The organism is Glycomyces rhizosphaerae, assembly GCF_042647865.1.
In the GTDB taxonomy this organism is placed as follows: domain Bacteria; phylum Actinomycetota; class Actinomycetes; order Mycobacteriales; family Micromonosporaceae; genus Glycomyces; species Glycomyces rhizosphaerae.
In genome coordinates this window covers 16,242-40,764 of record NZ_JBHRWO010000014.1, presented here as the reverse complement: position 1 = coordinate 40,764, position 24,523 = coordinate 16,242, and the positions used below count along the sequence as shown (strand labels likewise).

Below are 24,523 nucleotides of genomic sequence, written 5' to 3'. Positions count from 1 at the left end.
TTCCGGTCGGGCCCGCTTTTCGCTTGCGGTTGAACGCTACTTGTCGTCCTCGCCCTTTTGGCGCTCGGCCAGGAAGGTCTCGAAGGCCGCGCCGAGTTCATCGGCGGTGGGCATGCGACCGTCCTGGAGCATCTCGTCGGCCTCGGCGGCCTCGGTGAACGAGTCGTACTGCTCCTCAAGGGTCTTCACCACGTCGGCGACCTCGTCGGACTCGGCGACCTGCTCGGCGATGTCCGAATCCACTTGGGCGCGTTCGAGTTCCAGCTCCTCATCGGTGGGCAGGTCGAGGCCGGTGGCCTCGCGGATGCCCTCGAGGAGGCGCATGGAAGCGGCCGGGTACGTCATCTGCATGACGTAGTGCGGCACGTGGACCGACAGGCCGATCGCGTCGCGCCCGGACTCGCCGAGCCGGTACTCGAGGAGGCCCGCCGCGTTGCCGGGGACCGTGACCTCGTTGAACACCGGCCGGTTGTCGAAGACGAGCTCAGGGCGGGTGGCGTGCACGGTCATGCCGAGCGGCCGGGTGTGCGGCACCCCCATCGGGATGCCCTGGAATCCCAGCGTGAGCGGCACATGCCAGTGCTCGATCAGGTCCTCCACGGAGTCCACGAACCGTTCCCACGCGAAGTCGGGCTCGGGGCCCGACAAGAGCAGGAACGGTTTGTCCGAGGCGTCCCGCATGAGGTACACGACCAGTTGCGGGGCCTCGAAGTCGGACCAGCGGTCGATCGAGAACGTGAGGTTGGGCCGCCGGGACCGGTAGTCGATGAGCTGGTCCACGTCGAAGGACGCGACCGGCGTGTGCTCGCAGGTCTTGAACAGGTGGTCCACCACCCCGCGACCCGCCTGCCCTGCGTCCATGAACCCGTCGAGGAAGTGCAGCAGCACCGCTCCCCGCGCCTCGGCCGGTTCCGCCAGGACCTCGCACAGTGCCCAAGGGTCAACGTTCAAAACAATCGGCTCCTTCTTCCTTGACGCCTTCGATGCTAACGCCCGGGGCCGACCCCCGATTCCCCCTCGGGGAGAACTTCGGTGCGGCGTCACGCTCGCACCCGCCCCGCCTCAGCCCCAGACGTCGAACTCCGGGGCCGGCTCGGTCGCGGGACGAACCCCGAAGTAGCCCAAGGCGAACTCGTTGATCTCCTTGAACGCCTCGCCGGTGGTCGAGCCGCCGCCCCCGCCGCCGGGGACGTAGACGCTCACGGCCACCACGTACTGCGGGTCCTCGGCCGGGGCGAATCCCACGAACGAGGTCACGTTGCCGGGGGCGTAGTCGCCGTCGACCACCAGACTGCCCGTACCGGTCTTCCCCGCCAGGTGGTAGTTCTCCAGCTCCGCGTTGCGCCCCGTGCCGGTCTCGGCCGCGATCGGCGCCTGCAGCAGGTACTGCAGGTCCTCCGCGTTCTGCTTGGAGATCACGCGGTGCGTCTCGGGCTCGGGCTGCTCCTCGATCTCGCCGTCGGCGTTGATCTTGTGGTCGACGAGCTGCGGCTGCACGTACACGCCGTCGTTGGCGATCGCGCCGTACATGGCGGCCATCTGCATGATCGTGGCGGTGCCCTCGTGGCCGATCGGGACCGAGCCCTCAGAAGTGCCCGACCAGTTCTGCGGTTCCTGGAGGATGCCGGCGGCCTCGCCCGCGACGCCGACACCGGTGGCCTCGCCGAGGCCGAACGCGAGCTGGTACTCGTAGAGCTTCTCCTTGCCGATGCAGTCGGCGAGCTGGATGGTGCCCACGTTGGAGGACTGCGCGATGATCCCGGCCAGGCTCAGCACGGCGCTGCCGTGCTCGTAGCCGTCCTCGTAGTCGGTGCCGCCCTTGTTGATGCTCTGCTCCACGGGCATCGTGCCGTCCGGCTTGATGCAGCCCTCTTCGAGGGCCGCGGCGAACACGATCGCCTTGTGGATCGAGCCGGGGTCGACCGTGGCCTGGGTGCCGTAGTCGCGGTAGGCCTCCGAATCGTCCACATCGAACGGATTGGCCGCGTCGTAGGTCGGGGTCGAGGCCATCGCCAGCATCTCGCCGGAGCCGACCTCCATGACCATCGCTGAGCCGAACTCGGCGTCGTGCTCCTGGACCGTGGACTCCAGGATCTTCTGCACGTTGAACTGGAGCTTGTCGTCGAGGGTCACCTGGAGGTCGTTGCCCGGCACCGCTTCCTCTTCGCGGTAGAACGCGCCGGGGATCGGCTGGCCGGACTGGCTGCGCTCGTATGAGACCTCGCCGTCCTCGCCGGAGAGCCAGTCGTCGTAGGCGGCCTCCAGGCCGCCGAGGCCCTCGCCGTCGTCGCCGCCGGTGAAGCCGATGACGTTGGCCGCCAAGTCGTGTCCGGGCACCACGCGGCGCTCGTCGTCGCCGATGATGAGGCCCGGGTTCTCCAGCTCCCGGATCTCGTCGCCGATCGCGAGGTCCACGCCGCGCTGGAGGTAGGCGAAGCGGATCTGGTCGCCCTGCGGGGTCTCCTTGGTGCCGAGGATGGGCTCCAGCTCTGAGGCCGGACGGCCCAGCAGCGGCGCGAGGCCCGCGGCCAGCTCGGCTGCGTCGCCCTTGAGCATCACCGGGTCGACCGCGATGTAGTTCGCCTCGATCGAGTAGGCGAGCCGGTTGCCGTTGCGGTCCATGATGGCGCCGCGTTCGGCCGGGAGCGGCTCGGTCGTCAGACGCTGGTTCAGCGCCTCCGCCGCATACGCGGCCGAGTCGGTGACCTGCAGCTGCACGAGCCGCGCGCCCGAGACGAGCAGCAGGATCATGACGAAGGCCGCGGCCATCCGCAGGCGTCGCGCCGGGCTGCCCAGGCGCGGCAGGCTCGCGAGCGGCCGGACCGGGACGGGCCCGGTGGGCCGGTTCGTCGGGCGCCTGCCGCCACCTCGCGGCGGGTTGATCGGGCCGGTGCGACGCGACTGCGTCGGACGCACGGTCCCGGTGCGGCGCAACGGCTCCGACTTCGCCGTGCTCGTGCTGCGCTTGGTCTCCGGTTCCGGCTTGCGGGGTTCGGTGATCGTGCCGGTCTCGCGCTGGCGGCGCTCGCGCGAACGGGCCGCGGCCTCGCGGCGCCTGCGCGCCGCGAGGTCCTCGGCCTCGGTCTGCTGTGCGGTCCGGTTGCGTTCGCGGCGCGCGGCCTCTCGGTCGCGCGCCCCGTTCTCCCTGGCCCGGTTGTCCTCTGCCCCGTCCGCCGCCTCGCGGACGGTCCGTCCGCGAGGCGTGTAACGGCGGGCTCGGCTGATCGAGGAGGGGTCGCGCCGTCGACGGGGGTCGGATTCGGTCATCGACGTCCTTACTCTTCGTTCCAGGGCACCTCGACGGTCTCGCCGCCGGGCAGGTACAGGAAGGTCACCTTCTCCGGGTGCACCATGCCGTACTTCAAAGCCTCAGCCTCGAGGTTGTTCGGCGCGTTCAGGTTCGAGAGTTCGTCCGCGAGCGCCTGCTCGGTCTGGTCGAGCTCGCCCGCCTGGACCCGCAGCTCCTGCAGCCGGTAGGCGTCCTCGTTGATGACCGTGTTCAGCACGAGCAGGCCGAAGATGCCGGCGACCACGAGCGCGAGGATGCCGCCGACGAACGCCGGGCGCGGCACCTCCACCGGCTCGGGCGCGGGCTTGGCCTTCGTCTCGGTCCGGGTGCGCGGCAGCACCACCGTCTCGCGCTGCGGCGCGGCGGGGGCCTCCACCGGCGGCGCCTCGACCGGCACGGTCGCGGGCTGGACGGCGAGGTTGCCCTCGAACACAGGCGAGGATTCATCGGCGTCGCCCACGAGGCCACGGCGACGCGAAGACGCGGCGCGGGCCCGCCGACGGGCGGCCCTGATGATCTCCTCGGGGTCGGCTTGAGCGCGACGGTACTGGTCGCTCATGTTGCGCCTCCTGGTCCTGTGGACGGTGCGATGCGTTCCGCCGCGCGGAGCCGGGCGGGCGCCGCGCGCGGATTGCGGTCGAGTTCGGTCTGGGTCGGTTGCTGGGCCTTCTTCGTAAGGAGTCGAAAGGTGGGCTCGGTTCCGGGGAGGTCGACCGGGAGGCCGACCGGGCTGGTGGAGGTGGCACGCCGGGCCAGCTCCTGCTTGGTGATGCGGTCTTCGAGTGAGTGGTAGGAGAGGACGACGACGCGGCCGCCGGGGGCTAGACGATCGAGCGCGGCGGGCAGCGCGCGCTCCCAAGTCTCGAGCTCGCCGTTGACCTCGATGCGCAGGGCCTGGAACGTCCGCTTCGCCGGGTTGCCGCCGGTGCGGCGGGCCGCGGCCGGGATGGCGTCCCGGACCAGGTCCGCCAGCGCGCTGCTGGAGGTGATCGGGGCCTTGGCACGGGCCTTGACGATCGCGCTCACCACGCGGGTCGCGAACTTCTCCTCGCCGTACTCGCGCAGGATGCGCACGAGGTCGCCCGGCTCGTAGGTGTTCACGACGATCTCGGCGGTGAGCGGGTCGTCGGGGTTCATGCGCATGTCGAGCCGCGCGTCCTGGCTGTAGGCGAAGCCGCGGTCGGCCTGGTCGAGCTGCATCGAGGAGACGCCGAGGTCGAACAGGACCGCGTCGAGCTGCTTGAAGCCGTGCTCCTCCAGGACTTCCGGGATCTCGTCGTAGACGGCCCGGGCCGGGATGAACCGCTCGCCGAAGCCGGCGAGGCGCTTGGAGGCGAGTTCGAGGGCGGTCGGGTCGCGGTCGACGCCGATGACGGTGAGTCCGGGGTGGGCGGTCAGCATGGCCTCGGTGTGGCCGCCGGCGCCGAGGGTGGCGTCGACGTACAGCGCTCCGGGGCGCGAGGCCGCGGGCGCGAGGTAGTCGAGCACTTCTTGCAGCATTACCGGGATGTGCGGCGCGTTCATTCCGCTCACCTCCTTCTCTACAGTCCTTCGGGCAGGTCGCCCTCTTCGATGTCGGCGAAGGCCTCTTCCGAGGCCTCCAGGTAGTCGTCCCAGGTCTGGGTGTTCCAGATCTCCACGCGGTTCGAGGCGCCGATGACCGCGAGGTCGCGGTCGAGCCCGGCGTACTCGCGAAGCCGCGGGGGGATGGTGACGCGGCCCTGCTTGTCGGGGACCTCGTCGTGGGCCGAGGCGAAGAACACCCGGCTGTAGGCGCGGGCGGTCTTGCTCGACATGGGGGCCTGCTGGAGCGCTTCGGCGATGCGCGTGAACTCCGCTTCGGGGAACACGTACAGGCAGCGTTCCTGGCCCTTGGTGATGACGACTCCTTCCGCCAGTCCTTCCCTGAACTTCGCGGGGAGGATGACGCGGCCCTTGTCGTCGAGGCGCGGGTTGTGGGTGCCGAGGAACATCGGCGCCACCCCCCGTGACTCTCAGGCTGCGCGGCCGCTCCGACCGCGTCGGCGGAGCAATGGCCCCACCATTGCGCCCCACCTTACTCCACTCTCCCCCACCCTTGGGGGTTGTTTCTCCGCGACATTCGTGGTGGGCGCGGCGAAAGGGCTGGTCAGAGTTGGTGGAGGACAGTGGAGTGACGGTTGCGCAACACGTGCGCCCTAAGGCGAGTTTCACTCAGTTTTCACTCGCGCGGGTGCCAAGGGGCCCAAGCGAACCCGCGATCACGCGACGGACCGCGCACGGACGGCGACGAACGCGGGCACGGTGCGCGCCGGTGCGATCACTGTGGAGTGAGCGGTGGTGGGGAGTGGAGGAGGTTCCGGAGCGTCGCCGCTGCCGGGCGCGGGGTGCGCATCGGCGTTCATCGCTGCCTCGGGTTGCGTTGCCGGATCCAGCTCACGCACTGCCGCCACTGATCACGGGTTCCGGTGCGCATGTGACAAACTCTTCTGCATAGTCGTTGAGAAATGCCGTCGATTCCGGTCCAGCTGAAAGCGAGAGCCCGCATGAGCGCGAATCTGACCCCACGCGCGAAATTCGCCACCACGCTCCTCAAGACCGCGGCCGCGCTCTCGCGGGCCACTGGCCGGGGCGACGGGTCGGTTATCGGCGGGCGCGTCGGGTTGATCGTCGAGCCGAGGCTCCTGGAACTGCTCGCCGAGGGACGGCACGTCGTGCTCATCTCGGGCACGAACGGCAAGACCACGACCACCCGCTTCACCACGGCCGCGATCGAGGCGATCGGGAAGGTCGCCACGAACTCGTTCGGCGCGAACATGCCGACGGGGCACACGACCGCGCTCGCGAAGGCGCCCAAGGCGGAGTACGCCGCGCTCGAATGCGACGAGCACTACCTGGGGCAGCTGCTGGACGCGGCGAACCCGAAGGTCGTGGCCCTGCTGAACCTCTCGCGCGACCAGCTCGACCGGGCCATGGAGGTCACGGCGCTCGCCGCGAAGTGGCGCCAGACCCTGCAGACCTCGGCCGGCCAGTCGACGATCGTCGCCAACGCGGACGACCCGCTCATCGTGTGGGCCGCCTCGGTGTGCCCGCGCGTGGTGTGGGTCGCGGCGGGCCAGAGCTGGACGGCCGACTCGGCGATCTGCCCCAACTGCGGCTCGCACCTGGACCGCTTCGGCGAGTTCTGGCGCTGCACCAACTGCGGCCTCAACCGGCCCAGCCCGCAGTGGTCGGTGGCGCAGACCGGCGAGGCCGTCGTAGGCCCTGACGGGCGCCGCTACGAGCTGAACCTGCAGCTCCCGGGCCGCGTGAACCGCGCGAACGCCGCCACCGCGCTGGCGATCGCGAGCCTGTTCGGCGTCGACCCGGGCCAGGCCGCGCCGCGCCTGTCGGAGGTCGCCTCGGTGGCCGGCCGGTACGCGAAGGTCGAGCGCGAGGGCCGCCAGCTGCGGCTGCTGCTGGCGAAGAACCCGGCCGGGTGGCTCGAGTCGTTCGACATGATCGAGCCGAACCCGCCGGTGGTCCTGTCGCTGAACGCCCGCGAGGTGGACGGTTTCGACACCTCGTGGATCTACGACGTGGACTTCACCTCGCTCGCGGGCCGCAAGGTGGTCGTGACGGGCGACCGCCGCACCGACCTGGCCGTGCGCCTGGAGGTCGACGGGGTCGACTTCATCGTGGTCGACGACATCAAGGCCGCGATCGCGGCGGTGCCGCCGGGTCCGGTGGAGGTCGTCGCGAACTACACGGCCTTCCAGGACATCCGCGCCGAATTCAACCGGGTCAACTAGCGAGAGAGAGCGTCCCACCGTGGCCATGAGCACCCTGCGCATCGTCTGGCTCTACCCCGACCTCCTGTCGACCTACGGCGACCGGGGGAACCTGCTGGTGCTGGCCCACCGGGCCCGCGCCCGCGGCATCGACGTGGAGCCGATGCAGGTCCGCAGCGACCAGCGCATCCCGCACACCGCGGACATGTACCTCATCGGCGGCGGCGAGGACGGCCCGCAGGCCGTCGCGGCCGAGCGCCTCCTCGACGACGGCGCGCTGGGCCGGGCGGCCGAGGCCGGGAAGCCGATACTGGCGATCTGCGCCGGGTACCAGCTGCTCGGCGAGTCCTTCTACGCCAACGGCCGCGCCTACGCCGGTCTGAACATCCTCGACCTGCGTTCGGACCGCGGCCCGTCGCGCGCGGTGGGCGAGATCGCGGGGGAGACCGCGCCGCAGCTGGGCATCGGCCCGATCACCGGGTTCGAGAACCACGGCGGGCGCACGCACCTGGGCGAGGCGGTCCAGCCGCTCGCGCGCGTCACGGCCGGCGTCGGCAACGACGGTACGACCGAGGGGGCCTGGGCCGGGCACGTGATCGGCACGTACATGCACGGCCCGGGGCTCGCGCGGAACCCGAGGCTCGCGGACCTGCTGCTGGCGTGGGCGATCGGGGTCAACCCGGCGCAGCTGCCGCCGATGGACGACACCTGGCCCGAGCGGCTGCGCGCCGAGCGCTTCCAGGCGCTGACGGCCGCGCAGTAGCGGCCGTTTCGTGGCATTGTGGTGCAGTAGCGCCGCCGAACGTGTCGCACACTCGCATTAGGCTGGCGCAACCACCCGGATACAGTTAGTTTTGACAGACAACTAACCCCTGTCGTTCGAATTAACGCAGCCCCCCGCACGGCCCTGCGCCGTGCCTCTGCAATGCGCGCGAGGAGACCCCCATGGACTGGCCCAAAGGCGTCAGCGGCTTGAGCTACGGCGGCGACTACAACCCCGAGCAGTGGCCCGAAGAAGTCTGGGACGACGACGTCATGCTCATGCGCGAGGCGGGGGTCAACCTCGTCTCCGTCGGCGTCTTCTCTTGGGCGAGACTGGAACCGCGCGAAGAAGAGTACGACTTCGGCTGGCTCGACACGGTCCTCGGCAAGCTCTACGCCGGGGGCATCCGCGTCAACCTCGCCACCCCGACCGCCTCGCCGCCGCCGTGGTTCACCCTCAAGTACCCGGGCGCGGTCGGCACCCGTCCCGACGGGACCAAGCAGGTCCACGGCTCGCGCGACACGTACGACATCTGCGCGCCCGCCTACCGCAAGGCGTCGGTGCGGATCGCCGAGAAGCTCGCCGAGCGGTACGCGAACCACCCGGCCCTGGCGATGTGGCACGTCCACAACGAATACGGCACGGCGACCTACTCCGTGCACGCCGAGAAGGCCTTCCGCGCTTGGCTGGAGGAGAAGTACGGGACCCTCGACGCGCTCAACGCCGCTTGGTGGGGCTCGTTCTGGAGTCAGCACTACAGCGACTGGGAGCAGATCCTCGCGCCCCGCGCGACCCAGTACCTCGCGAACCCCGCGCACGAGCTCGACTTCAAGCGCTTCACGTCGGACGCGATGCTCAAGCACTACATCTCCCAGCGCAAGGTCCTCCGCGCCGCGAACCCGGAGATCCCGATCACCACGAACTTCGTGTTCGGCCAATGGGTCCCGGTCGACCACTGGAAGTGGGCCGGGCAAGTGGACCTCGTGGCGTTCGACTCCTACCCGTCGGCGCCCGACGAGCGCGCCGAGCAGCAGAGCGCCTTCCACGCCGACCTCTCGCGGTCCTGGGCCGGCGGCAAGGACTGGCTCCTCATGGAGCAGGCCGCCGCGCACATCCACTCCAAGGACGGCTCGATCGCCAAGTCCCCCGGCCGCATGGCCCGCCACTCGATGATCCACATCAGCCGCGGCTCCAAGGGCGCCATGTTCTTCCAGTGGCGCGCCGGACGCGGCGGCGCCGAGCAGTGGCACTCGGCGATGCTGCCCCACGCGGGCAAGAACACCCGCATGTTCCGCGAGGTCGCCGCGCTCGGCGAATCGCTCCGGAACATCGCGCACACGACCAAGCACCGCGTCAAGACCGACGTCGCGATCCTGTGGAGCCCCGACTCCTGGTGGGCCACCGCGAACCAGCACCTGCCCGGGCCGATCGACTACCTGGATAACGTCTCCCAGATCCACCGGGTCCTGCGCGACCGCGGCGTCGTCGCCGACTTCGTCGCCCCGGAGGGGAACCTCTCGAAGTACAAGACGGTGATCGCGCCGACCACGTACGTGCTCAGCCGGGCCGCCGCCGAGAACCTCCGCTGGTTCACCGCCGGCGGCGGCCGCCTCGTCGCCTCCTACCTCACCGGCGCCGTCGACGAGCACTGCCAGGTGTGGCTCGAGGGGTACCTCGGCGGCATGACCGACATGTTCGGCATCCGCGTCACCGAGCACCTGCCGCAGCCCGCCGGGGAACTGCGCGCCCTGTGGAACTTCGGGGCCGCCGAGCGCTTCTGCGAACTCGTCGAACTGCGCGGCGCCCAATGCGTCACCCAGTATGCGACAGGCGACGTCATCGAGAACCAGCCCGCCGTCACCGTCAACCCCTTCGGCGAGGGCGAGGCCTGGTACGTCTCCTGCAAGCTTGTGGACGAGGCCTGGGACCGCCTGTTCGAGGAGCTCGGCCTCTCCGGCCCGGGCCGCCCCGGCCTCGACGTGATCGACCGCGGCCAGTGGCGGTTCATCGTCAACCACAACGACAAAGAGGAGCAGGTCGGGCGCGTGATCGTCCCCGCCGGCTCCTGGGCCGTCGACAGAAACCTCTGACACCGGCCCGAATGAGGAGTTTCGGCCCGCCTCCGCGGAGGCGGGCCATACGCTCAGCGGCATGAGCGACGAGACCGCGTGGACCGGGCAGCGGCTCGAACGGGGCGAGCTGTTCACCCTCTTCGGGGCCCTGATGCTGACCGTGTTCCTCGCCGCGCTCGACCAGACCATCGTCGGCACCGCGCTCCCCACGATCGTCGGCGACCTCGACGGCATGGACGAGTACACGTGGGTCGTCACCGCGTACCTCATCGCCACCGCCGCCTCGACCCCGCTGTACGGCAAGCTCTCCGACCTCTACGGGCGCCGGCCGATCATCCTGCTGGCCATCGCGATCTTCCTGATCGCCTCCGCCCTCGCCGGACTCTCGCAGACCATGCTGCAGCTCATCCTGTTCCGGGGCCTCCAGGGCGTCGGCGCGGGCGGCCTCATGACGCTGGCGTTCACGATCGTCTCCGACGTGCTGCCGCCCCGCGAACGCGGCAAGTACCAAGGCCTGTTCGGCGCGGTCTTCGCGCTCTCATCGGTGGCGGGCCCGGTCCTGGGCGGCTGGCTCGCCGAAGTGGACTGGCGCTGGATCTTCTACATCAACCTGCCCACCGGCCTGGTCGCCCTCATCGCCGTCAACGCGGTCCTGCGCAAGCACCCGATCCCGACCCGCCTGCACAAGGTCGACTACCTCGGGGCCGGACTCCTGGTCCCCGCGATCGTCTGCCTGCTGCTCGCGATCACCTGGGGCGGACAGGACTACGCGTGGTCCTCGCCGGTCGTCATCGGGCTGCTCGCCGCCGCCGCAGTGCTCGCGGTCCTGTTCATCCGGGTCGAGACCCGCGCGGAGGAGCCGCTGCTGCCGCTGCGGATGTTCAAGCAGGGCACGTTCAGCCTCGCGGCGGTGATCGCGCTCGTCTTCGGCATCGCGATGTTCGCCGGGATCGTCTACATCCCGCTGTTCTTCCAGATGGTGCGCGGCTACTCCCCCACCGAGTCGGGCCTGCTCATGCTCCCGATGATGGGCGGCATCGTGATCACCTCGATCCTCTCGGGCCTCCTCATTTCGAAGGCGGGGCGGTACAAGTGGTTCCTCGTGGGCGGTTCGATCGTCACCACGTTCGGGCTGACCCTGTTCACCCAGCTGCACCTGGACACCCCGCTGTGGCTGAGCTCGGTCTACATGGCGGTGCTCGGCCTGGGCATGGGCCTGTTCATGCAGCCCTTGGTGCTCGCGATGCAGAACATCGTGACGATGGAGGACCTGGGGGTGGCCACGAGCACCAACACGTTCGCGCGGACCCTCGGCGGCGCGATCGGCACCAGCGTCCTCGGTGCGGTCATGAACGCCACACTCGACAGTGAGCTCGAGGCGAACCTGCCGGCCGCGATCAACCAGTTGACGCCAGAGCAGGCAGCCGGTTTCGACGCCGGCGACCTCTCGGCGATCACCGAGTCCCCCACCGCGATCGCGGCCCTGCCCGACCCGATCAGGTCGGTGGTGCAGCTGGCCTTCACCGACGGCCTCGACGACGTCTTCCTCGTGGCCGCCTGCATCACGGCCGTCTCGATCATTCTGACCCTGTTCCTGCCGAACCTGGTCCTGCGCGGCGGCACCGAGCAGCGCCGCGACGACCCCGACACCGCGGCCCACGAGATCCGGGCCGACACCCTGCCGTAGCCATCTGTCCAATCTGGAATATAGGAGGAACGATGGAAGTACTGATCGTCGGCACGGGCGACATGGCCCGGGGCATCGGCCTGCGGCTGGTGCGCGGCGGGCACCGGGTGCGCATCGCCGCCCGCGAGCCCGACCAGGCCGCCGACCTCGCAGAAGACCTGGGCGCCAACGCCGTCGGTGAACCGCTGGACAGCGCCGCGGGCGCCGAGGTGATCGTCCTGGCCCTGCCGTACGAGGGCAGCAAGGAGATCGCGCGACTGTGGGCCGACCAGCTCGTAGGGAAGATCGTCATCGACATCTGCAACCCGGTCGACTACGACACCTTCGACAGGCTCGTCACCCCGCCCGGGAAGTCCGCGGCCGACGAGATCGCCGAGGCCGCACCGGGAGCGAAGGTCGTCAAGGCCTTCAACACCACGTTCGCTTCGCGGTTGGCGAAGACCGGTCAGCTCGACGTGTTCATCGCGGGTGACGAAGCGGAGGCGCGCAAGCTGGTCGCCGGGCTCTGCACGGACGCGGAACTGCGCCCCATCGACGTGGGAGACCGCAAGCACGCCGCCGCGCTGGAGGCCATCCAGCTGCTCCACATGAAGGTCCAGGGCGAGATCCAGGGCAACTGGTCCACGGCCTTGACCTTCGCGGCCTGACGCCGACGGACACAGGAGGGGCACGGCCCCCTTCGGCGATGGACAATGGGGCGATGCGCACCATCGGATTGATCGGCGGGATGTCCTGGCAGGCGTCCGCGGAGTACTACCGGCTCATCAACGAGGCCGCCGCGGCCCGCCTCGGCGGCCAGCACAACGCCAAGAGCGTCATGGTCACCGTCGACTTCGACGAGATCGTCGCCTTCCAGCAGGCCGGCGACTGGGAGGGCGCGGCCAAGACCCTGGCCGAGGCCGCCGCCGCGCTCGAGCGGGCCGGAGCCGCCATGGTCGCCTTGTGCGCCAACACGATGCACGTGGTCGCCGAACCGGTCACGGCGGCGATCTCAGTGCCGTTCGTGCACCTGGTGGACGTCACGGCCGACGCCGTCAAAGCCGCCGGGATCACTCGCGTCGGGCTGCTCGGCACCCGGTACACGATGGAGATGGACTTCTACAAGGACCGCATGGCCGAACTGGGCGTCGAGGTGCTGGTCCCGCCCGCCGAGGAGCGAGCCGCGGTCCACGACATCATTTACGGGGAACTGACCCTCGGTGTCTTGCGCGAGGAATCGCGTGAGGTCTACCGACGCGGCATGGCGCGCCTCGCCGAGCGCGGCGCCGCGGGGATCATCTTCGGCTGCACCGAGATCCCGCTGCTCGTCAGCGCCGCCGACAGCCCCGTCCCGGTCTTCGACTCGACCCGGATCCACGCCGAGCGCCTCGTCGGTCTCGCGCTGGACTGACCGTTGCGGAAGCCGGTCAGTTGGGGAGGGTGATCCGGAACCCGATGGCGCGGTAGGCGGTTTCGGTCAGCAAGGCCTGCTTCGGCTCGGCGATGTCACCGAAGTGGACGGCCGGGTGCAGCTTCGCGAGGCGGGGGTCTTCGAGGATGCCCTCGACCGGGCCGCCGGTGATCAGGGCGTCGAATTCGGCATTGCCGAGGACGGCGAAGACCGCGTCCCGGGCGCGCTTCTCGGCCGCCTTCGCCTGGCCTTCGCGGCGGCGTGCGAACCGCTGCTGGGACTGGCCGCCGGCCTTGGTCGTGCCTTGTACGTAGGCGGTGTCGGTCTTCGAGACTTCGACACGGCCGTCCGCGAGGATGCCGACCGAGTACGCGCCCTTGCGTGCCAACAGGACCGCGATGCGGCGGGGTTCCAGCGCGTAATCACGCAGGTGCTCGGCGGCCTTCAGGGGGTCGTCGTCCAGGAGCCAGTCGGCGGGTAGGCCGTCGGCCAGTGTCCACGTGACACTGGCCGACGTTCCCTCGTTCGATTCGATCGTCCAGGCGTCGCATTCGGCGTGGTGGTTCGCGATGCCGCCGTTGCGTTCGGCGAAGTTCGCGACCCACCTGGGGAGCCGTTCGGGTTCGACCTCGACTATCTTGCCGCCGCCTGAGGCGGGGCGGATCTTCACCATTTAGACGTTAAAGCCCAAGGCGCGAAGCTGGTCGCGGCCGTCGTCGGTGATCTTGTCCGGGCCCCACGGCGGGATCCACACCCAGTTGATCTTGAGGTCGGCGGCGAGGCCGCCCTCAGGACCGCTGGTCAGCGCGGAGCGGGACTGGTCCTCGATGACATCCGTCAGCGGGCAGGCCGCCGAGGTCAGGGTCATGTCGAGGGTGACCACGTTCTGCTCGTCGACGTGCACGCCGTAGATCAGGCCGAGGTCGACGACGTTGATGCCCAGCTCGGGGTCGACCACGTCTTTCATGGCTTCGAGGATGTCATCCTCTTTCGCCTTCACAGTGTCGGTCATGCGTCGGTCCTTCCGGGGATCGAGGCTTCAGCGCGGACTAGCGCGTCCTTGAACGCCATCCAGCCCAGCAGCGCGCATTTGACGCGCATCGGGTACTTCGAGACGCCCGCGAACGCGATGGCGTCCTCGAGAGACTCCTCATCGCCCTCGCTCTGGCCCTTCGAGTTCATCAGCTCGGTGAACTCGGCCAGCTTCGCCAGCGCGTCGTCCACCGTAGTGCCGTTGACCAGTTCGTACATCACGGAGGCGGAGGCCTTGGAGATCGAGCAGCCGACGTTGTCGTAGGAGACGTCGGCGACCTTGTCGCCCTCCACGTGGACCCTGAGGGTGATCTCGTCGCCGCAGGTCGGGTTGACCTGGTGCGACTCGCCCTCGAAGGGTTCGCGCAGACCCGCGCCGCGCGGGCGCTTGTAGTGGTCCAGGATGACTTCCTGGTACAGCTCGTCGAGATTCATCAGCCGAACACCTTTCGCACCTGGCCCAACGCCTCCACGAGCCGGTCTATTTCCTCGTGGGTGTTGTAGATGTACCCGGAGGCGCGCGTGGTGGCGTTGACGCCGAAGCGCGCGCAGGTGGGTTTGGCGCAGTGGTGGCCGACTCGGACGGCGATGCCCTCGGCGTCGAGGATCTGCCCGACGTCGTGCGGGTGGATGTCCGCGAATGTGAACGAGACGGTGGCGCTGCGCCCGATCGGGACGCGCGGGCCGATGATCTTGAGGCCCTCGACGCCCTCGAGCTGCTCGATCATGTAGGCGGCGAGTTCCTTCTCGTGCGCGCGCACGTTCGCCATGCCGAGCTTGTCGAGGTAGTCGATCGCGGCGGCGAGGCCCACGGCCTCGGCGATCGGCGGCGTGCCGGCCTCGAACTTGGCCGGGGCCTTGGCGAAGGTGGTGCGCTCCATGGTGACGGTCTCGATCATCGAGCCACCGGTGAGGAACGGCGGCATCGCGTCGAGCAGTTCGGCCTTCGCCCACAGGACGCCGATGCCGGTCGGGCCGAGCATCTTGTGTCCGGTGAAGGCGATGAAGTCGACGCCGAGCTCGGCCACGTCCACGGGAATGTGCGGGACGGACTGGGAGGCGTCGAGGCCGACCAGGGCGCCGACCTCGCGGGCGCGGGCGGTGATCTGCGAGGTCGGGTTGACCGTGCCCAGCAGGTTCGCGACGTGCACGAACGAGATGACCTTCGTGCGTTCGGTGATGACGTCGTTGAGGTTCTCGATGTCGAGGCGCCCGGCGTCGGTGATGCCGATCCACTTGAGCGTCGCGCCGGTCCGCAGGCAGAGCTGCTGCCAGGGGATGAGGTTGGCGTGGTGCTCCATCTCGGTCACCACGACCTCGTCGCCGGGGCCGAGCTTGAAGCGCGAGTCGGCGGACGGGTCGAAGGCGGCGTTCTGGAACGCGTAGGCCATCAGGTTGATCGACTCGGTGGAGTTCTTGGTGAACACCACTTCGTTCGGGTTCCCGGCCCCGATGAACTCGGCGACGCGGGCGCGGGCGCCCTCGTAGGCCACGGTGGCCTCGGAACCGAGCGTGTGGACCGAGCGCGAGATGTTCGCGTTCGAGTGCTCGGTGAAGCGGCGCATGGCCTCGACGACCTGGACGGGCTTCTGCGAGGTCGCGGCCGAGTCGAGGTAGGCCAGCGTCTTGTCCCCGATCCTGCGGCGCAGGATCGGGAAGTCGGCGCGGATGGCCTCGACGTCGAGCTTGCTTGCAGGCTCCACGGGCTCCTTCTTCCTTTTGGCTAGGCGGCCTTCGCGCCGACGTAGGACTCGTAGCCTTCGGCTTCGAGTTTGTCGGCGAGTTCGGGCCCGCCCTCTTCGGCGATCTTGCCGTCGACGAAGACGTGGACGAAGTCGGGCTTCACGTACCGCAGGATGCGCGTGTAATGCGTGATGAGCAGGACGCCGGGGTTGCTCGTGGCCTTGGCGTGGTTGATGCCCTCGGAGACGATGCGGAGGGCGTCGACGTCGAGGCCGGAGTCGGTCTCGTCGAGGATGGCCATCTTGGGCTTGAGCAGCTCCATCTGAAGAATCTCATGGCGCTTCTTCTCGCCGCCGGAGAACCCCTCGTTGACGTTGCGGTTGATGAACGCCTCGTCCATCTTCAGCTCGGCCATGGCGCCTTTGAGGTCCTTCATCCAGGTGCGGATCTTGGGGGCCTCGCCGTCGACCGCGGTCTTGGCGGTGCGGAGGAAGTTGGAGACCGAGACGCCGGGGACCTCGACCGGGTACTGCATGGCGAGGAAGAGGCCGGCGCGGGCGCGCTCGTCGACGGTCATCGCGAGGACGTCCTCGCCGTCGAGCAGGACGGAGCCGGAGGTGATCTCGTACTTCGGGTGACCGGCCAGCGAGTAGGCCAGGGTCGACTTGCCGGAGCCGTTGGGGCCCATGATGGCGTGGGTCTCGCCGGAGCTGATGGTCAGGTCGACGCCGTGCAGGATCGGCTTGGCGCCCTCGTCGGTGTTGACCGAGACGTGCAGGTCGCGGATCTCGAGCTTGCTCATAACTGTTTCCTTCAGGCGTTTTCGGTGGTCTTGGGCTTCAGGCTGAGATAGACGTCGCCGTCGCGGATCTCGATCGGATAGGTCGCGACCGCGGTCGTGGCGGGCGGCCCGGACGGCTTGCCGGTGCGCAGGTCGAAGGTCGACCCGTGCAGCCAGCATTCGATCGAGCAGTCCTCGACGTCGCCCTCGGAGAGCGCCACGGCTGCGTGGGAGCACTCGTCGTAGAGGGCGAAGGCTTCGTCGCCTTTGCGTACGAGCACGATCGACGTGCCGTGGATGTCGGCCGCGATGGCCTCGCCCTCCGGCAGTTCGTCGAGCGCGCATACGCGCAGGAAGTCGTTGTCGGTCATTTACGCACCGGCCTCGACATCCGCGGGTGCGAGGAACTTTCCGGCGTCGAGGCGCGCGACGACGAGCTCGGTGAGCTCTTCGCGCAGGCCCTCGTCGGGGATCTTCTGGACGATCTCGTTGAAGAAGCCCTTGACGACCAGGCGGCGGGCCTCCGCTTCGGGAATGCCCCTCGACTGGAGGTAGAACAGGTGCTCCTCGTCGAAGCGCCCGGTGGTCGAGGCGTGGCCGGCGCCGACGATCTCGCCGGTCTCGATCTCGAGGTTCGGCACGGAGTCGGCGCGGGCGCCGTCGGAGAGCACGAGGTTCCGGTTGATCTCGTAGGTGTCCGTGCCGGTGGCCGCGTCCTGGATGAGGACGTCGCCGATCCACACGGTGTGCGCGCCGTCGCCTTGGAGGGCGCCGCGGTAGTTCACGTTGGAGCGGCAGTCGGGGACCGCGTGGTCCACGAGCTGGCGCTGCTCCAGGTGCTGGCCGGCGTCGGCGAAGTAGAGGCCGAAGGCGTCCACGGAGCCGCCCTGGGCGGCGTAGTCGACCGACAGGTACTGGCGGACCAGGTCGCCGCCGAGCGTGACGGCGATGTGGTCGAGTTTGGCGTCGCGGCCGAGGCGGGCCTTCTGGTGCTCGACGTGGGTGGACTCGCGGTCCCATTCGGCCACGACGACCAGGCGCAGGTGCGCGCCGTCGCCGACCGAGATCTCCACGTTGTCGCCGAGGCGGGCCAGGCCGGTGTGCCGCACGATCAAGGTGACGTCGGCGTGGTGGCCGACCTCGATGAAGGTGTGGGCCCAGGTGGCGCCGTCGAGGCCGCCGCCGGTCACGTCGATCCAGACCGGCTCGGTGACCTGCGCTTCGGGCGCGACGGCGACGAGCAGGGCCTTCTCGCTCTTGGCCCATGCGATGGCGCTGGGCCGGTCGAAGGGCTTGAGGATGGAGCCCAGGCGCTTGTCGTCCTTGCCGACGGCTTCGGCGGTGACCCCTTCGGGCAGGCTGCGGATCGCGTACTCGGCGGCCTTGACCGCCGGGGCGGTCTCGAGGCTGTCGAGCCCGGCGAGGCGCTTGACGGGCGTGAAGCGCCAGTCCTCTTCCCGGCCGGTGAGGGCCGGGAAGTCCGCGGGCTCGTAGGAGCGCAGCAGCTGCGACTTGGTCTTCGGGGGCGCCTCGCCGACGCCGTGGGTGTGCGGCTTGGCGACTGCCAATTCGATGCTCATAAAATCTCTGGTTTCCTAGTCCTAGCCGGGCCGACTAACCGACGGCGCCTTCCATCTGGAGCTCGATCAGGCGGTTGAGTTCCAGGGCGTACTCCATCGGGAGTTCCTTGGCGATGGGCTCGATGAAGCCGCGCACGATCATCGCAGCCGCCTCGTCCTCGGTGAGACCGCGGCTCATGAGGTAGAACATCTGGTCCTCGCCGATCTTGGACACGGTGGCCTCGTGGCCCATGTCGACGTCGTCCTCGCGGATGTCGACGTACGGGTAGGTGTCGGAGCGCGAGACGGTGTCGACCAGCAGCGCGTCGCACTTGACCGTGGACTTCGAGTGGTGGGAGCCCTCGTCGACCTTGACCAGACCGCGGTACGAGGTGCGGCCGCCGCCGCGCGAGATCGACTTGGAGACGATCGTCGAGGAGGTGTGCGGCGCGGCGTGGGTCATCTTCGCGCCGGTGTCCTGGTGCTGGCCGGCGCCGGCCATCGCGACCGAGAGGACCTCGCCCTTGGCGTGCTCGCCGACCATGACCACGGCCGGGTACTTCATGGTGACCTTGGAGCCGAGGTTGCCGTCGACCCATTCCATGGTCGCGCCCTGCTCGGCGATGGCGCGCTTGGTGACCAGGTTGTAGACGTTGGACGACCAGTTCTGGATGGTCGTGTAGCGGACGCGGGCGTCCTTCTTGACGATGATCTCCACGACCGCGGAGTGCAGCGAGTCCGAGGAGTACACCGGGGCGGTGCAGCCCTCGATGTAGTGCACGAACGAGCCCTCGTCGGCGATGATCAGCGTGCGCTCGAACTGGCCCATGTTCTCGGTGTTGATCCGGAAGTAGGCCTGGAGCGGGATGTCGACGTGGACGCCCTTGGGCACGTAGATGAACGAGCCGCCGGACCAGGTGGCGGTGTTGAGCGCGGCGAACTTGTTGTCGCCCACCGGGATCACGGAGCCGAAGTACTCCTTGAAGATCTCCGGGTGCTCGCGCAGGCCGGTGTCGGTGTCCATGAAGACGACGCCCTGCTGCTCCAGGTCCTCGCGGATGGAGTGGTAGAGCACCGTGGACTCGTACTGGGCGGCCACGCCGGAGACGAGCTGCTGGCGCTCGGCCTCGGGGATGCCCAGCTTGTCGTAGGTCTTCTTGATGTCCTCGGGCAGATCCTCCCAGGACTCGGCCTGCTTCTCGGACGCCTCGACGTAGTACTTGATGTTGTCGAAGTCGATGCCGGACAGGTCGGCGCCCCAGTTGGGCATGGGCTTGCGGCCGAAGAGCTTGAGGCCCTTCAGGCGCAGGTCGAGCATCCATTCGGGTTCGGCCTTGCGCGCGGAGATGTCGCGGACGACCTGTTCGGTCAGCCCGCGGCGCGCGTTTTCGCCGGCGGCGTCGGAGTCGGCCCAGCCGTACTCGTACCGCTCCAGGGAGGCGAGGGCCTCTTCCTGGCTGAGCGGCTCGGGCTTCTGCGTGTCGGTCATCTCAAGTCTCACCTTTGACCTGTCGGGTTATCGGTCTGCGCGTTCAGGATCGGGCAGCGGCACCGGGCCGCCTCCTTCGCCTGCTGTCGCGGCCCGGAGGCCGCGATTCGTGCCGGGCACGTGGGTGGTGCACACCCCGTCCCCGTTGGCGATCGTCGCCAGGCGCTGGACGTGAACGCCCAGCAGGCGGCTGATCACCCTGGTCTCCGCCTCGCACAGCTGCGGGAACTCCGCGGCCACGCCCGCCACCGGGCAGTGATGCTGGCAGATCTGCCCGCCCGAGGCGATGACCGACGCCGTTGCGGCGTAGCCCTCGCCCGACATGGCGGACGCCAGCGCCTGAGCGCGCGCCATCGGGTCGTCCGAGTCGACCGCGTCCATGGCGGCCCGGCAACGGGCCTCCAAGCGCGCGACCTGCTCGGCGGCGAAGCCGCCTACGGCGTCCTCGCCTTCGAAGCGGCGGATCCAGCGCAGTGCCTCCATCGCCAGGTCGTCGTAGGTGTGGCCGAGGTTGTTGGTGCGGGCGGCGGGCGTGAGCTGGTAGCTCTTCGCGGGCCTTCCGCGTCCGGCGGTCTTGACCACGCGGGTCTCGACCTGGCCTTCGGCTTCCATCACGTCGAGATGGCGGCGGGTGGCGGTGGCGGTGATGCCGAGAGCTGCTGCGAGCTCGGCGGCCGTGGCGTGGCCGCGTTCGAGCAGCAACCTGGTCACTCGACGGCGGGTGTCCCCGTCCGTCGAGTGGCTGATAGCCCTCGTCACCATTTCCACAAGGTAAATGTTACTTAATTCGCTGCGGCACGTCGAGATGGCTGACGGTGAGACGGGGCACGCAGGTTTGCCTAACCTCACAATCCTCTTGCGCCGCTCCAGCCCACACTGCGAGACCCGGAGAAAAACAGTTCTGCCTGCGGGGGTTAGATTCGCGCGGTGAACCTGTTGCAGCGGTGGTTTGGCAGGCCGGGCGCGGTGCGCCGGTGGGCGCTCGCGAGCGTGATCGCGAACGTCGGCATCATCGTGACCGGCGGCGCGGTGCGCCTGACCGAATCGGGCCTGGGCTGCCCCGAATGGCCGACGTGCACGACCGATTCCCTGGTGGCGACCCCTGAGATGGGGATCTACGGGGTCATCGAGTTCGGGAACCGGGTGCTGACGTTCCTGCTCATCGCCGTCGCGGTGGGCGCGCTCCTGGCGGCCTGGCTGCGGATCCCGCGCCGGACGTCCCTGGTGAAGCTCGCCGCGGCGGGGCTGCTGTACGTGCCCGCGCAGGCGATCATCGGCGGCGTCACCGTCTGGACGAATCTGAACCCGTGGATCGTGGGGCTGCACTTCCTGGCCTCGATCCCGCTGGTGGCGCTCTCGGTGGCGCTGTACGTGCGCTCGGGCGAGCCGGACGGCGAGGTGGTGCCACTGGTACCGCGTGCGGTCCAAGTGCTCGGACGGGGCCTTGTGGCGGTCGCGGCGGCCGTGATCGTGCTCGGCGTGGTCGTGACCGGATCGGGCCCCCACGCGGGCGACGCGGACACCCCGCGCAACGGCATGGACCCGGCACTGATGTCCCAGCTCCACGCCGACCTGGTGTGGCTCCTGCTCGGGATGACCGTGGCCCTGATCGCGGCACTGCACGCGGTGAAGGCCCCGGAATCGGCCAAGCGCGTGGCCTACGCCCTGCTCGCGGTCGAGCTTCTGCAGGGGGTCATCGGCTACACGCAGTACTACCTGGGCCTGCCGGAGCTCCTGGTCGGCCTCCACATGCTCGGCGCCGGCGTCCTCTGGGTCTCGGCGGTCGCGGTCCCCTTCAGCTTGCGGAAGCGCGAGCCGCACGTTCACGCGGTGCCCCTCCACTACGAGATCCACGGCGACCGCGAAGGCGACCGCATCATCGAACCCGAACCGGTCGCCTGACCCGGTTCGCCGGTCGATCGGCGAAGTCTCGAAGCAACCGGGGCGAGCGTGAGCGGCGTATTCTCTGCGTCTTCTCCGTTCCGCGAACAAAGGGCCGAACTTCAATGGCAGCAATCGAATCCGGGCTATCGCAAGCGGGCGACCGGGATCTGACCGCCGCTCGCTGGTTGCGCGGGCTCATGGTCCTGGGTGCGGTCGTGGTGGGGCTCGGGATCGTGCACTACGCGATCGCGACCGTCTACGACTTCGACGACCCCAACGAGGGCAATCCGTGGGACCTGCTGGCCTGGGAGTGGGCGCTCGTCACCACTCCGATCTGGCTGCCGCTGACCGCCACGATCCTGCTGATCGCGGCCGGCGCCAAATGGCTGGCACCGCTTCGCTCGGGCAGTGCGAGGGCTCGGCTGAAGGTCAACACCCTGGCCTGGGTGACCGCGCTCGGGACCGGTGTGTACGCGGCCTACTCGTTCACCATGTTCGGTGTCGCCGAAAGCGGCTTCGGCCCCCGGAACCATACGCTGGGCGTGTTCTTCGAGGACCTCGCCAACGGCAGCTTGAACCCGGTCGGATGGATGGGAATCGCAGCGTTCGTCGGGCTCATCGCACTGTTCTTCGGCTCGCTCATGATCGCCGCGATCACGCGGAGGCCTCGCGGCGAATGAGCCGAAAGCAGTTGCGGCCCCGGGCTTTTGCCCGGGGCCGCGTTCGGTTTTACTGGCGCTCTTGTGGTTTCAGGGTGATGAAGGTGACCGAGTGGGGCTCGAATTCGCAGGTGAACTCGTTGCCCAGGTTTGCCCTTGAGGTGCTGGCCTTCGAGGTCGATGTCGGTGGCAATGCGTACTCCCCCGGACCAACGGTGGCAAGACGGCCATACAATCCCGGCGTGCATGCAGCGATCACGCAAGCCGACCGCACCCTCGGGTGCCTGCTCGGCGGGGCCGTCGGCGACGCTCTCGGCTACCAGGTCGAGTTCAGCCACTGGGACCGGATCAAGGAGTCCTGGGGGCCCGAAGGGGTCACCGAGCTGCGCCGGAACAGGATCTCCGACGACACCCAGATGACCCTCTTCACCGTCGAGGGCCTCCTCCTCGCCCAGCCCGGCGCGAGTTCGGAGACGTTCGTAGAGCAGGTGCGCCTCGCCTACCTACGCTGGCTCGTGACGCAGGAAGAGCCCATGCCGCCCATGGCATCCGAGGGCCTGGCCGCCCAACCGTGGCTCTACGACCGCCGCGCCCCGGGCCGGGCCTGCATGACCGGGCTCCAGGAGGGAGCGAGGCCCGGTGTGAACCCGAACTCGAAGGGCTGCGGCACCGTCATGCGCTCGGCCCCGTTCGGACTCTACTTCGGACCTGTCGAGGCCTTCGCGTTCGCCGAGCGGTGCTCGGCGCTGACCCACGGCCACCCGACCGCCGGGGCCTCGGCGGGCGCGTTCGCGATGATCGTGGCGCACTTGATGCTCGGCGCGACTCCGCAGCGCGCCGTCTCCGAGACCATGATGCACCTGCGCGACGGCATCGACCGCTCCGAGACCGCCGACGCGCTCCAGCGGGCCTACAAGCTTGCCGGGAACGTCCCTCCCGGCCCGAACACCTGCGTACCGCTCGGCGAGGGCTGGGTCGCGGAGGAGGCGCTCGCGATCGCCGTCTACTGCCTGCTCGGCACCGACGACGTGCGCAAGGGCCTCACCGCCGCGGTGAGCCACAGCGGCGACTCCGACTCCACCGGCGCGATCCTCGGGAACCTCTACGGCGCCGCGTACGGCGCCGCGGCGCTCCCGCGAGAATGGGCCTCGCAAGTGGAGGGACGCGAAGTGATCGCGGCGCTCGCCGGCCTCATGGCCGCCGACGCTTGAGCCCCGAGCCGTCGCACTGCGAGCAAAGCTCGCGTGTGCCAAGCTGAACGGAGGGCGGCCCGGCACACGCCGGGCCGCCCTTTCACGTCGTTGTCAGGCCGCTGTTTTCACCGCTGCGGCGACGGCCGGGGCGACCCGGGGGTCGAGCGGCGAGGGCACGATGCGGTCGGCGGCGAGGTCCTCAGCGGCGATGTCCGCGATCGCCTGGGCCGCGGCGAGTTTCATGGCCTCGGTGATCTGCGGGGCCCCGGCGTCGAGTGCGCCGCGGAAGATCCCGGGGAACGCGAGGACGTTGTTGATCTGGTTCGGATAGTCGCTGCGGCCGGTGGCCACGATCGCGGCGTACTTCGCGGCGACCTCGGGGCCGACCTCCGGTGTCGGGTTGGCGAGCGCGAACACGATCGCGTTGTCCGCCATGCCTTCGAGCGCGGATTCGGGGACCGAGCCGCCTGAGACGCCGACGAGGACGTCCGCGCCCCTGAGCGCTTCGGTGACGCCGCCGCTGCGGCCGGTCCGGTTCGTCATGGCCGCCAGCCGCTCCTTCACCGGGTTGAGGCGCTCGCGGCCCTCGTGGATGATCCCGGTGGAGTCGCAGACGATGAGGTCGCCGACGCCGGCTTCGTTGAGGATCTTGGTGATCGCGACGCCCGCGGCGCCCGCGCCGACGATGGCGACGGTGAGGTCTTCGGCGCGGCGGCCTTGGAGGCGGAGGGCGCTGGTGAGCGCGGCGAGGACCACGACGGCGGTGCCGTGCTGGTCGTCGTGGAAGACCGGGATGTCGAGGAGGGCCTTGAGGCGGTCCTCGATCTCGAAGCAGCGCGGGGCGGAGATGTCCTCCAGGTTGATCCCGCCGAAGGACGGGGCGATGGCCGCGACGGCGGCCACGATCTCGTCGGGGTCCTTGGTGTCCAGGCAGATCGGCACGGCGTCGACGTCGGCGAACTGGCGGAACAGGGCGGCCTTGCCCTCCATCACGGGAAGTGAGGCGGCGGGGCCGATGTCGCCGAGCCCGAGGACGGCGGTGCCGTCGGTGACCACGGCGACGAGGTTCGAGCGCCAGGTGTGCGTCCGCGCGAGGGACTCGTCGGCGGCGATGGCCTCGCAGACGCGGGCCACTCCGGGCGTGTAGGCGACGGCGAGGTCCTCGCGGGATTCGAGCGGAACGGTGGCGCTGGTGCGCAGTTTGCCGCCGCGGTGGGCGAGGAAGATCGGGTCTTGGAGGTCGATCACGGTGCAAGCCTCATTGCTTCGATGATGATCGCCGACTCTTTGAAC

At 69.3% G+C, this 24,523-nt stretch carries 24 protein-coding genes; 9 read left to right on the top strand and 15 right to left on the bottom strand.

Annotated elements, in window-relative coordinates; genetic code table 11:
* Positions 1–36: 36 nt before the first annotated feature.
* From ACFO8M_RS17010 to mraZ, 5 genes are all read right to left on the bottom strand, one after another.
* Complete coding sequence (locus tag ACFO8M_RS17010; protein WP_387977715.1) at positions 37–951, bottom strand: proteasome assembly chaperone family protein; 915 nt, start codon at positions 949–951, stop codon at positions 37–39.
* Positions 952–1,062: 111 nt separating this feature from the next.
* A complete protein-coding gene (locus ACFO8M_RS17005) occupies positions 1,063–3,267 on the bottom strand; it encodes a peptidoglycan D,D-transpeptidase FtsI family protein (protein ID WP_387977713.1) in 2,205 nt (734 codons plus the stop codon).
* 8 nt (positions 3,268–3,275) lie between these two features.
* Complete coding sequence (locus ACFO8M_RS17000) at positions 3,276–3,848, bottom strand: hypothetical protein (RefSeq protein ID WP_387977712.1); 573 nt, start codon at positions 3,846–3,848, stop codon at positions 3,276–3,278.
* A complete protein-coding gene (rsmH, locus tag ACFO8M_RS16995; protein WP_387977710.1) occupies positions 3,845–4,813 on the bottom strand; it encodes a 16S rRNA (cytosine(1402)-N(4))-methyltransferase RsmH in 969 nt (322 codons plus the stop codon). The genes ACFO8M_RS17000 and rsmH overlap by 4 nt, the downstream gene beginning before the upstream one ends.
* Positions 4,814–4,830: 17 nt before the next feature.
* A complete protein-coding gene (gene mraZ, locus ACFO8M_RS16990; protein WP_270123649.1) occupies positions 4,831–5,262 on the bottom strand; it encodes a division/cell wall cluster transcriptional repressor MraZ in 432 nt (143 codons plus the stop codon).
* A 552-nt stretch (positions 5,263–5,814) separates the two neighbouring features.
* Here mraZ and ACFO8M_RS16985 point away from each other — a divergent pair.
* From ACFO8M_RS16985 to ACFO8M_RS16960, 6 genes are all read left to right on the top strand, one after another.
* Positions 5,815–7,059, top strand: a complete 1,245-nt coding sequence (locus tag ACFO8M_RS16985) for a Mur ligase family protein (protein ID WP_387977708.1) — start codon at positions 5,815–5,817, stop codon at positions 7,057–7,059.
* 25 nt (positions 7,060–7,084) lie between these two features.
* The gene (locus tag ACFO8M_RS16980; RefSeq protein WP_387977800.1) at positions 7,085–7,801 is read left to right on the top strand and encodes a type 1 glutamine amidotransferase; all 717 of its coding nucleotides are present in this window, start codon (positions 7,085–7,087) and stop codon (positions 7,799–7,801) included.
* 182 nt (positions 7,802–7,983) lie between these two features.
* Positions 7,984–9,891 (top strand): beta-galactosidase, encoded by a 1,908-nt coding sequence (locus tag ACFO8M_RS16975; protein WP_387977706.1) that lies wholly within the window; start codon positions 7,984–7,986, stop codon positions 9,889–9,891.
* Positions 9,892–9,952: 61 nt separating this feature from the next.
* Entirely contained in the window at positions 9,953–11,560 is a 1,608-nt protein-coding gene (locus ACFO8M_RS16970) for an MDR family MFS transporter (protein ID WP_387977704.1), read from the top strand.
* Positions 11,561–11,592: 32 nt separating this feature from the next.
* Positions 11,593–12,207, top strand: coding sequence for an NADPH-dependent F420 reductase (locus ACFO8M_RS16965; RefSeq protein WP_387977702.1), 615 nt, complete (start codon positions 11,593–11,595; stop codon positions 12,205–12,207).
* Between the two features lie 53 nt (positions 12,208–12,260).
* Positions 12,261–12,950 carry an aspartate/glutamate racemase family protein gene (locus ACFO8M_RS16960; RefSeq protein WP_387977700.1) on the top strand — a complete coding sequence of 230 codons (690 nt, stop codon included), beginning with the start codon at positions 12,261–12,263 and terminating at the stop codon, positions 12,948–12,950.
* 16 nt (positions 12,951–12,966) lie between these two features.
* Here the strand turns inward: ACFO8M_RS16960 and ACFO8M_RS16955 are convergent, their stop codons facing one another.
* From ACFO8M_RS16955 to ACFO8M_RS16915, 9 genes are read right to left on the bottom strand one after another with little or no spacing between them, the layout of a single operon-like run.
* Positions 12,967–13,620 (bottom strand): acVLRF1 family peptidyl-tRNA hydrolase, encoded by a 654-nt coding sequence (locus ACFO8M_RS16955; protein ID WP_387977698.1) that lies wholly within the window; start codon positions 13,618–13,620, stop codon positions 12,967–12,969.
* A 3-nt stretch (positions 13,621–13,623) separates the two neighbouring features.
* Positions 13,624–13,962 (bottom strand): metal-sulfur cluster assembly factor, encoded by a 339-nt coding sequence (locus tag ACFO8M_RS16950; RefSeq protein WP_387977697.1) that lies wholly within the window; start codon positions 13,960–13,962, stop codon positions 13,624–13,626.
* A complete protein-coding gene (sufU, locus tag ACFO8M_RS16945; RefSeq protein ID WP_387977695.1) occupies positions 13,959–14,417 on the bottom strand; it encodes a Fe-S cluster assembly sulfur transfer protein SufU in 459 nt (152 codons plus the stop codon). Before sufU ends, ACFO8M_RS16950 begins: the two co-directional genes overlap by 4 nt.
* Entirely contained in the window at positions 14,417–15,685 is a 1,269-nt protein-coding gene (locus tag ACFO8M_RS16940) for a cysteine desulfurase (protein WP_387977693.1), read from the bottom strand. Before ACFO8M_RS16940 ends, sufU begins: the two co-directional genes overlap by 1 nt.
* A 20-nt stretch (positions 15,686–15,705) precedes the next feature.
* Positions 15,706–16,467, bottom strand: a complete 762-nt coding sequence (sufC, locus tag ACFO8M_RS16935) for a Fe-S cluster assembly ATPase SufC (RefSeq protein WP_387977691.1) — start codon at positions 16,465–16,467, stop codon at positions 15,706–15,708.
* 11 nt (positions 16,468–16,478) lie between these two features.
* A complete protein-coding gene (locus tag ACFO8M_RS16930) occupies positions 16,479–16,817 on the bottom strand; it encodes a non-heme iron oxygenase ferredoxin subunit (RefSeq protein WP_270109809.1) in 339 nt (112 codons plus the stop codon).
* Positions 16,818–18,026, bottom strand: coding sequence for a Fe-S cluster assembly protein SufD (gene sufD / locus ACFO8M_RS16925; RefSeq protein ID WP_387977689.1), 1,209 nt, complete (start codon positions 18,024–18,026; stop codon positions 16,818–16,820).
* A gap of 34 nt (positions 18,027–18,060) precedes the next feature.
* A complete protein-coding gene (gene sufB, locus ACFO8M_RS16920; RefSeq protein WP_387977687.1) occupies positions 18,061–19,494 on the bottom strand; it encodes a Fe-S cluster assembly protein SufB in 1,434 nt (477 codons plus the stop codon).
* 27 nt (positions 19,495–19,521) lie between these two features.
* On the bottom strand, positions 19,522–20,256 hold the full coding sequence (locus ACFO8M_RS16915; RefSeq protein WP_387977685.1) for a helix-turn-helix transcriptional regulator: 735 nt from the start codon (positions 20,254–20,256) through the stop codon (positions 19,522–19,524).
* A 165-nt stretch (positions 20,257–20,421) separates the two neighbouring features.
* On the opposite strand from ACFO8M_RS16915, the gene ACFO8M_RS16910 reads away from it, so the two are divergent.
* The 3 genes from ACFO8M_RS16910 (at position 20,422) to ACFO8M_RS16900 (ending at position 23,248) form a co-directional block, all read left to right on the top strand.
* Entirely contained in the window at positions 20,422–21,396 is a 975-nt protein-coding gene (locus ACFO8M_RS16910) for a COX15/CtaA family protein (RefSeq protein WP_387977683.1), read from the top strand.
* 104 nt (positions 21,397–21,500) lie between these two features.
* Positions 21,501–22,058 carry a hypothetical protein gene (locus tag ACFO8M_RS16905; RefSeq protein ID WP_387977681.1) on the top strand — a complete coding sequence of 186 codons (558 nt, stop codon included), beginning with the start codon at positions 21,501–21,503 and terminating at the stop codon, positions 22,056–22,058.
* A 221-nt stretch (positions 22,059–22,279) separates the two neighbouring features.
* Positions 22,280–23,248 (top strand): ADP-ribosylglycohydrolase family protein, encoded by a 969-nt coding sequence (locus tag ACFO8M_RS16900; RefSeq protein ID WP_387977679.1) that lies wholly within the window; start codon positions 22,280–22,282, stop codon positions 23,246–23,248.
* A 93-nt stretch (positions 23,249–23,341) separates the two neighbouring features.
* Here the strand turns inward: ACFO8M_RS16900 and ACFO8M_RS16895 are convergent, their stop codons facing one another.
* The gene (locus tag ACFO8M_RS16895) at positions 23,342–24,475 is read right to left on the bottom strand and encodes an NAD(P)-dependent malic enzyme (protein ID WP_387977798.1); all 1,134 of its coding nucleotides are present in this window, start codon (positions 24,473–24,475) and stop codon (positions 23,342–23,344) included.
* Positions 24,476–24,523 lie beyond the last annotated feature (48 nt).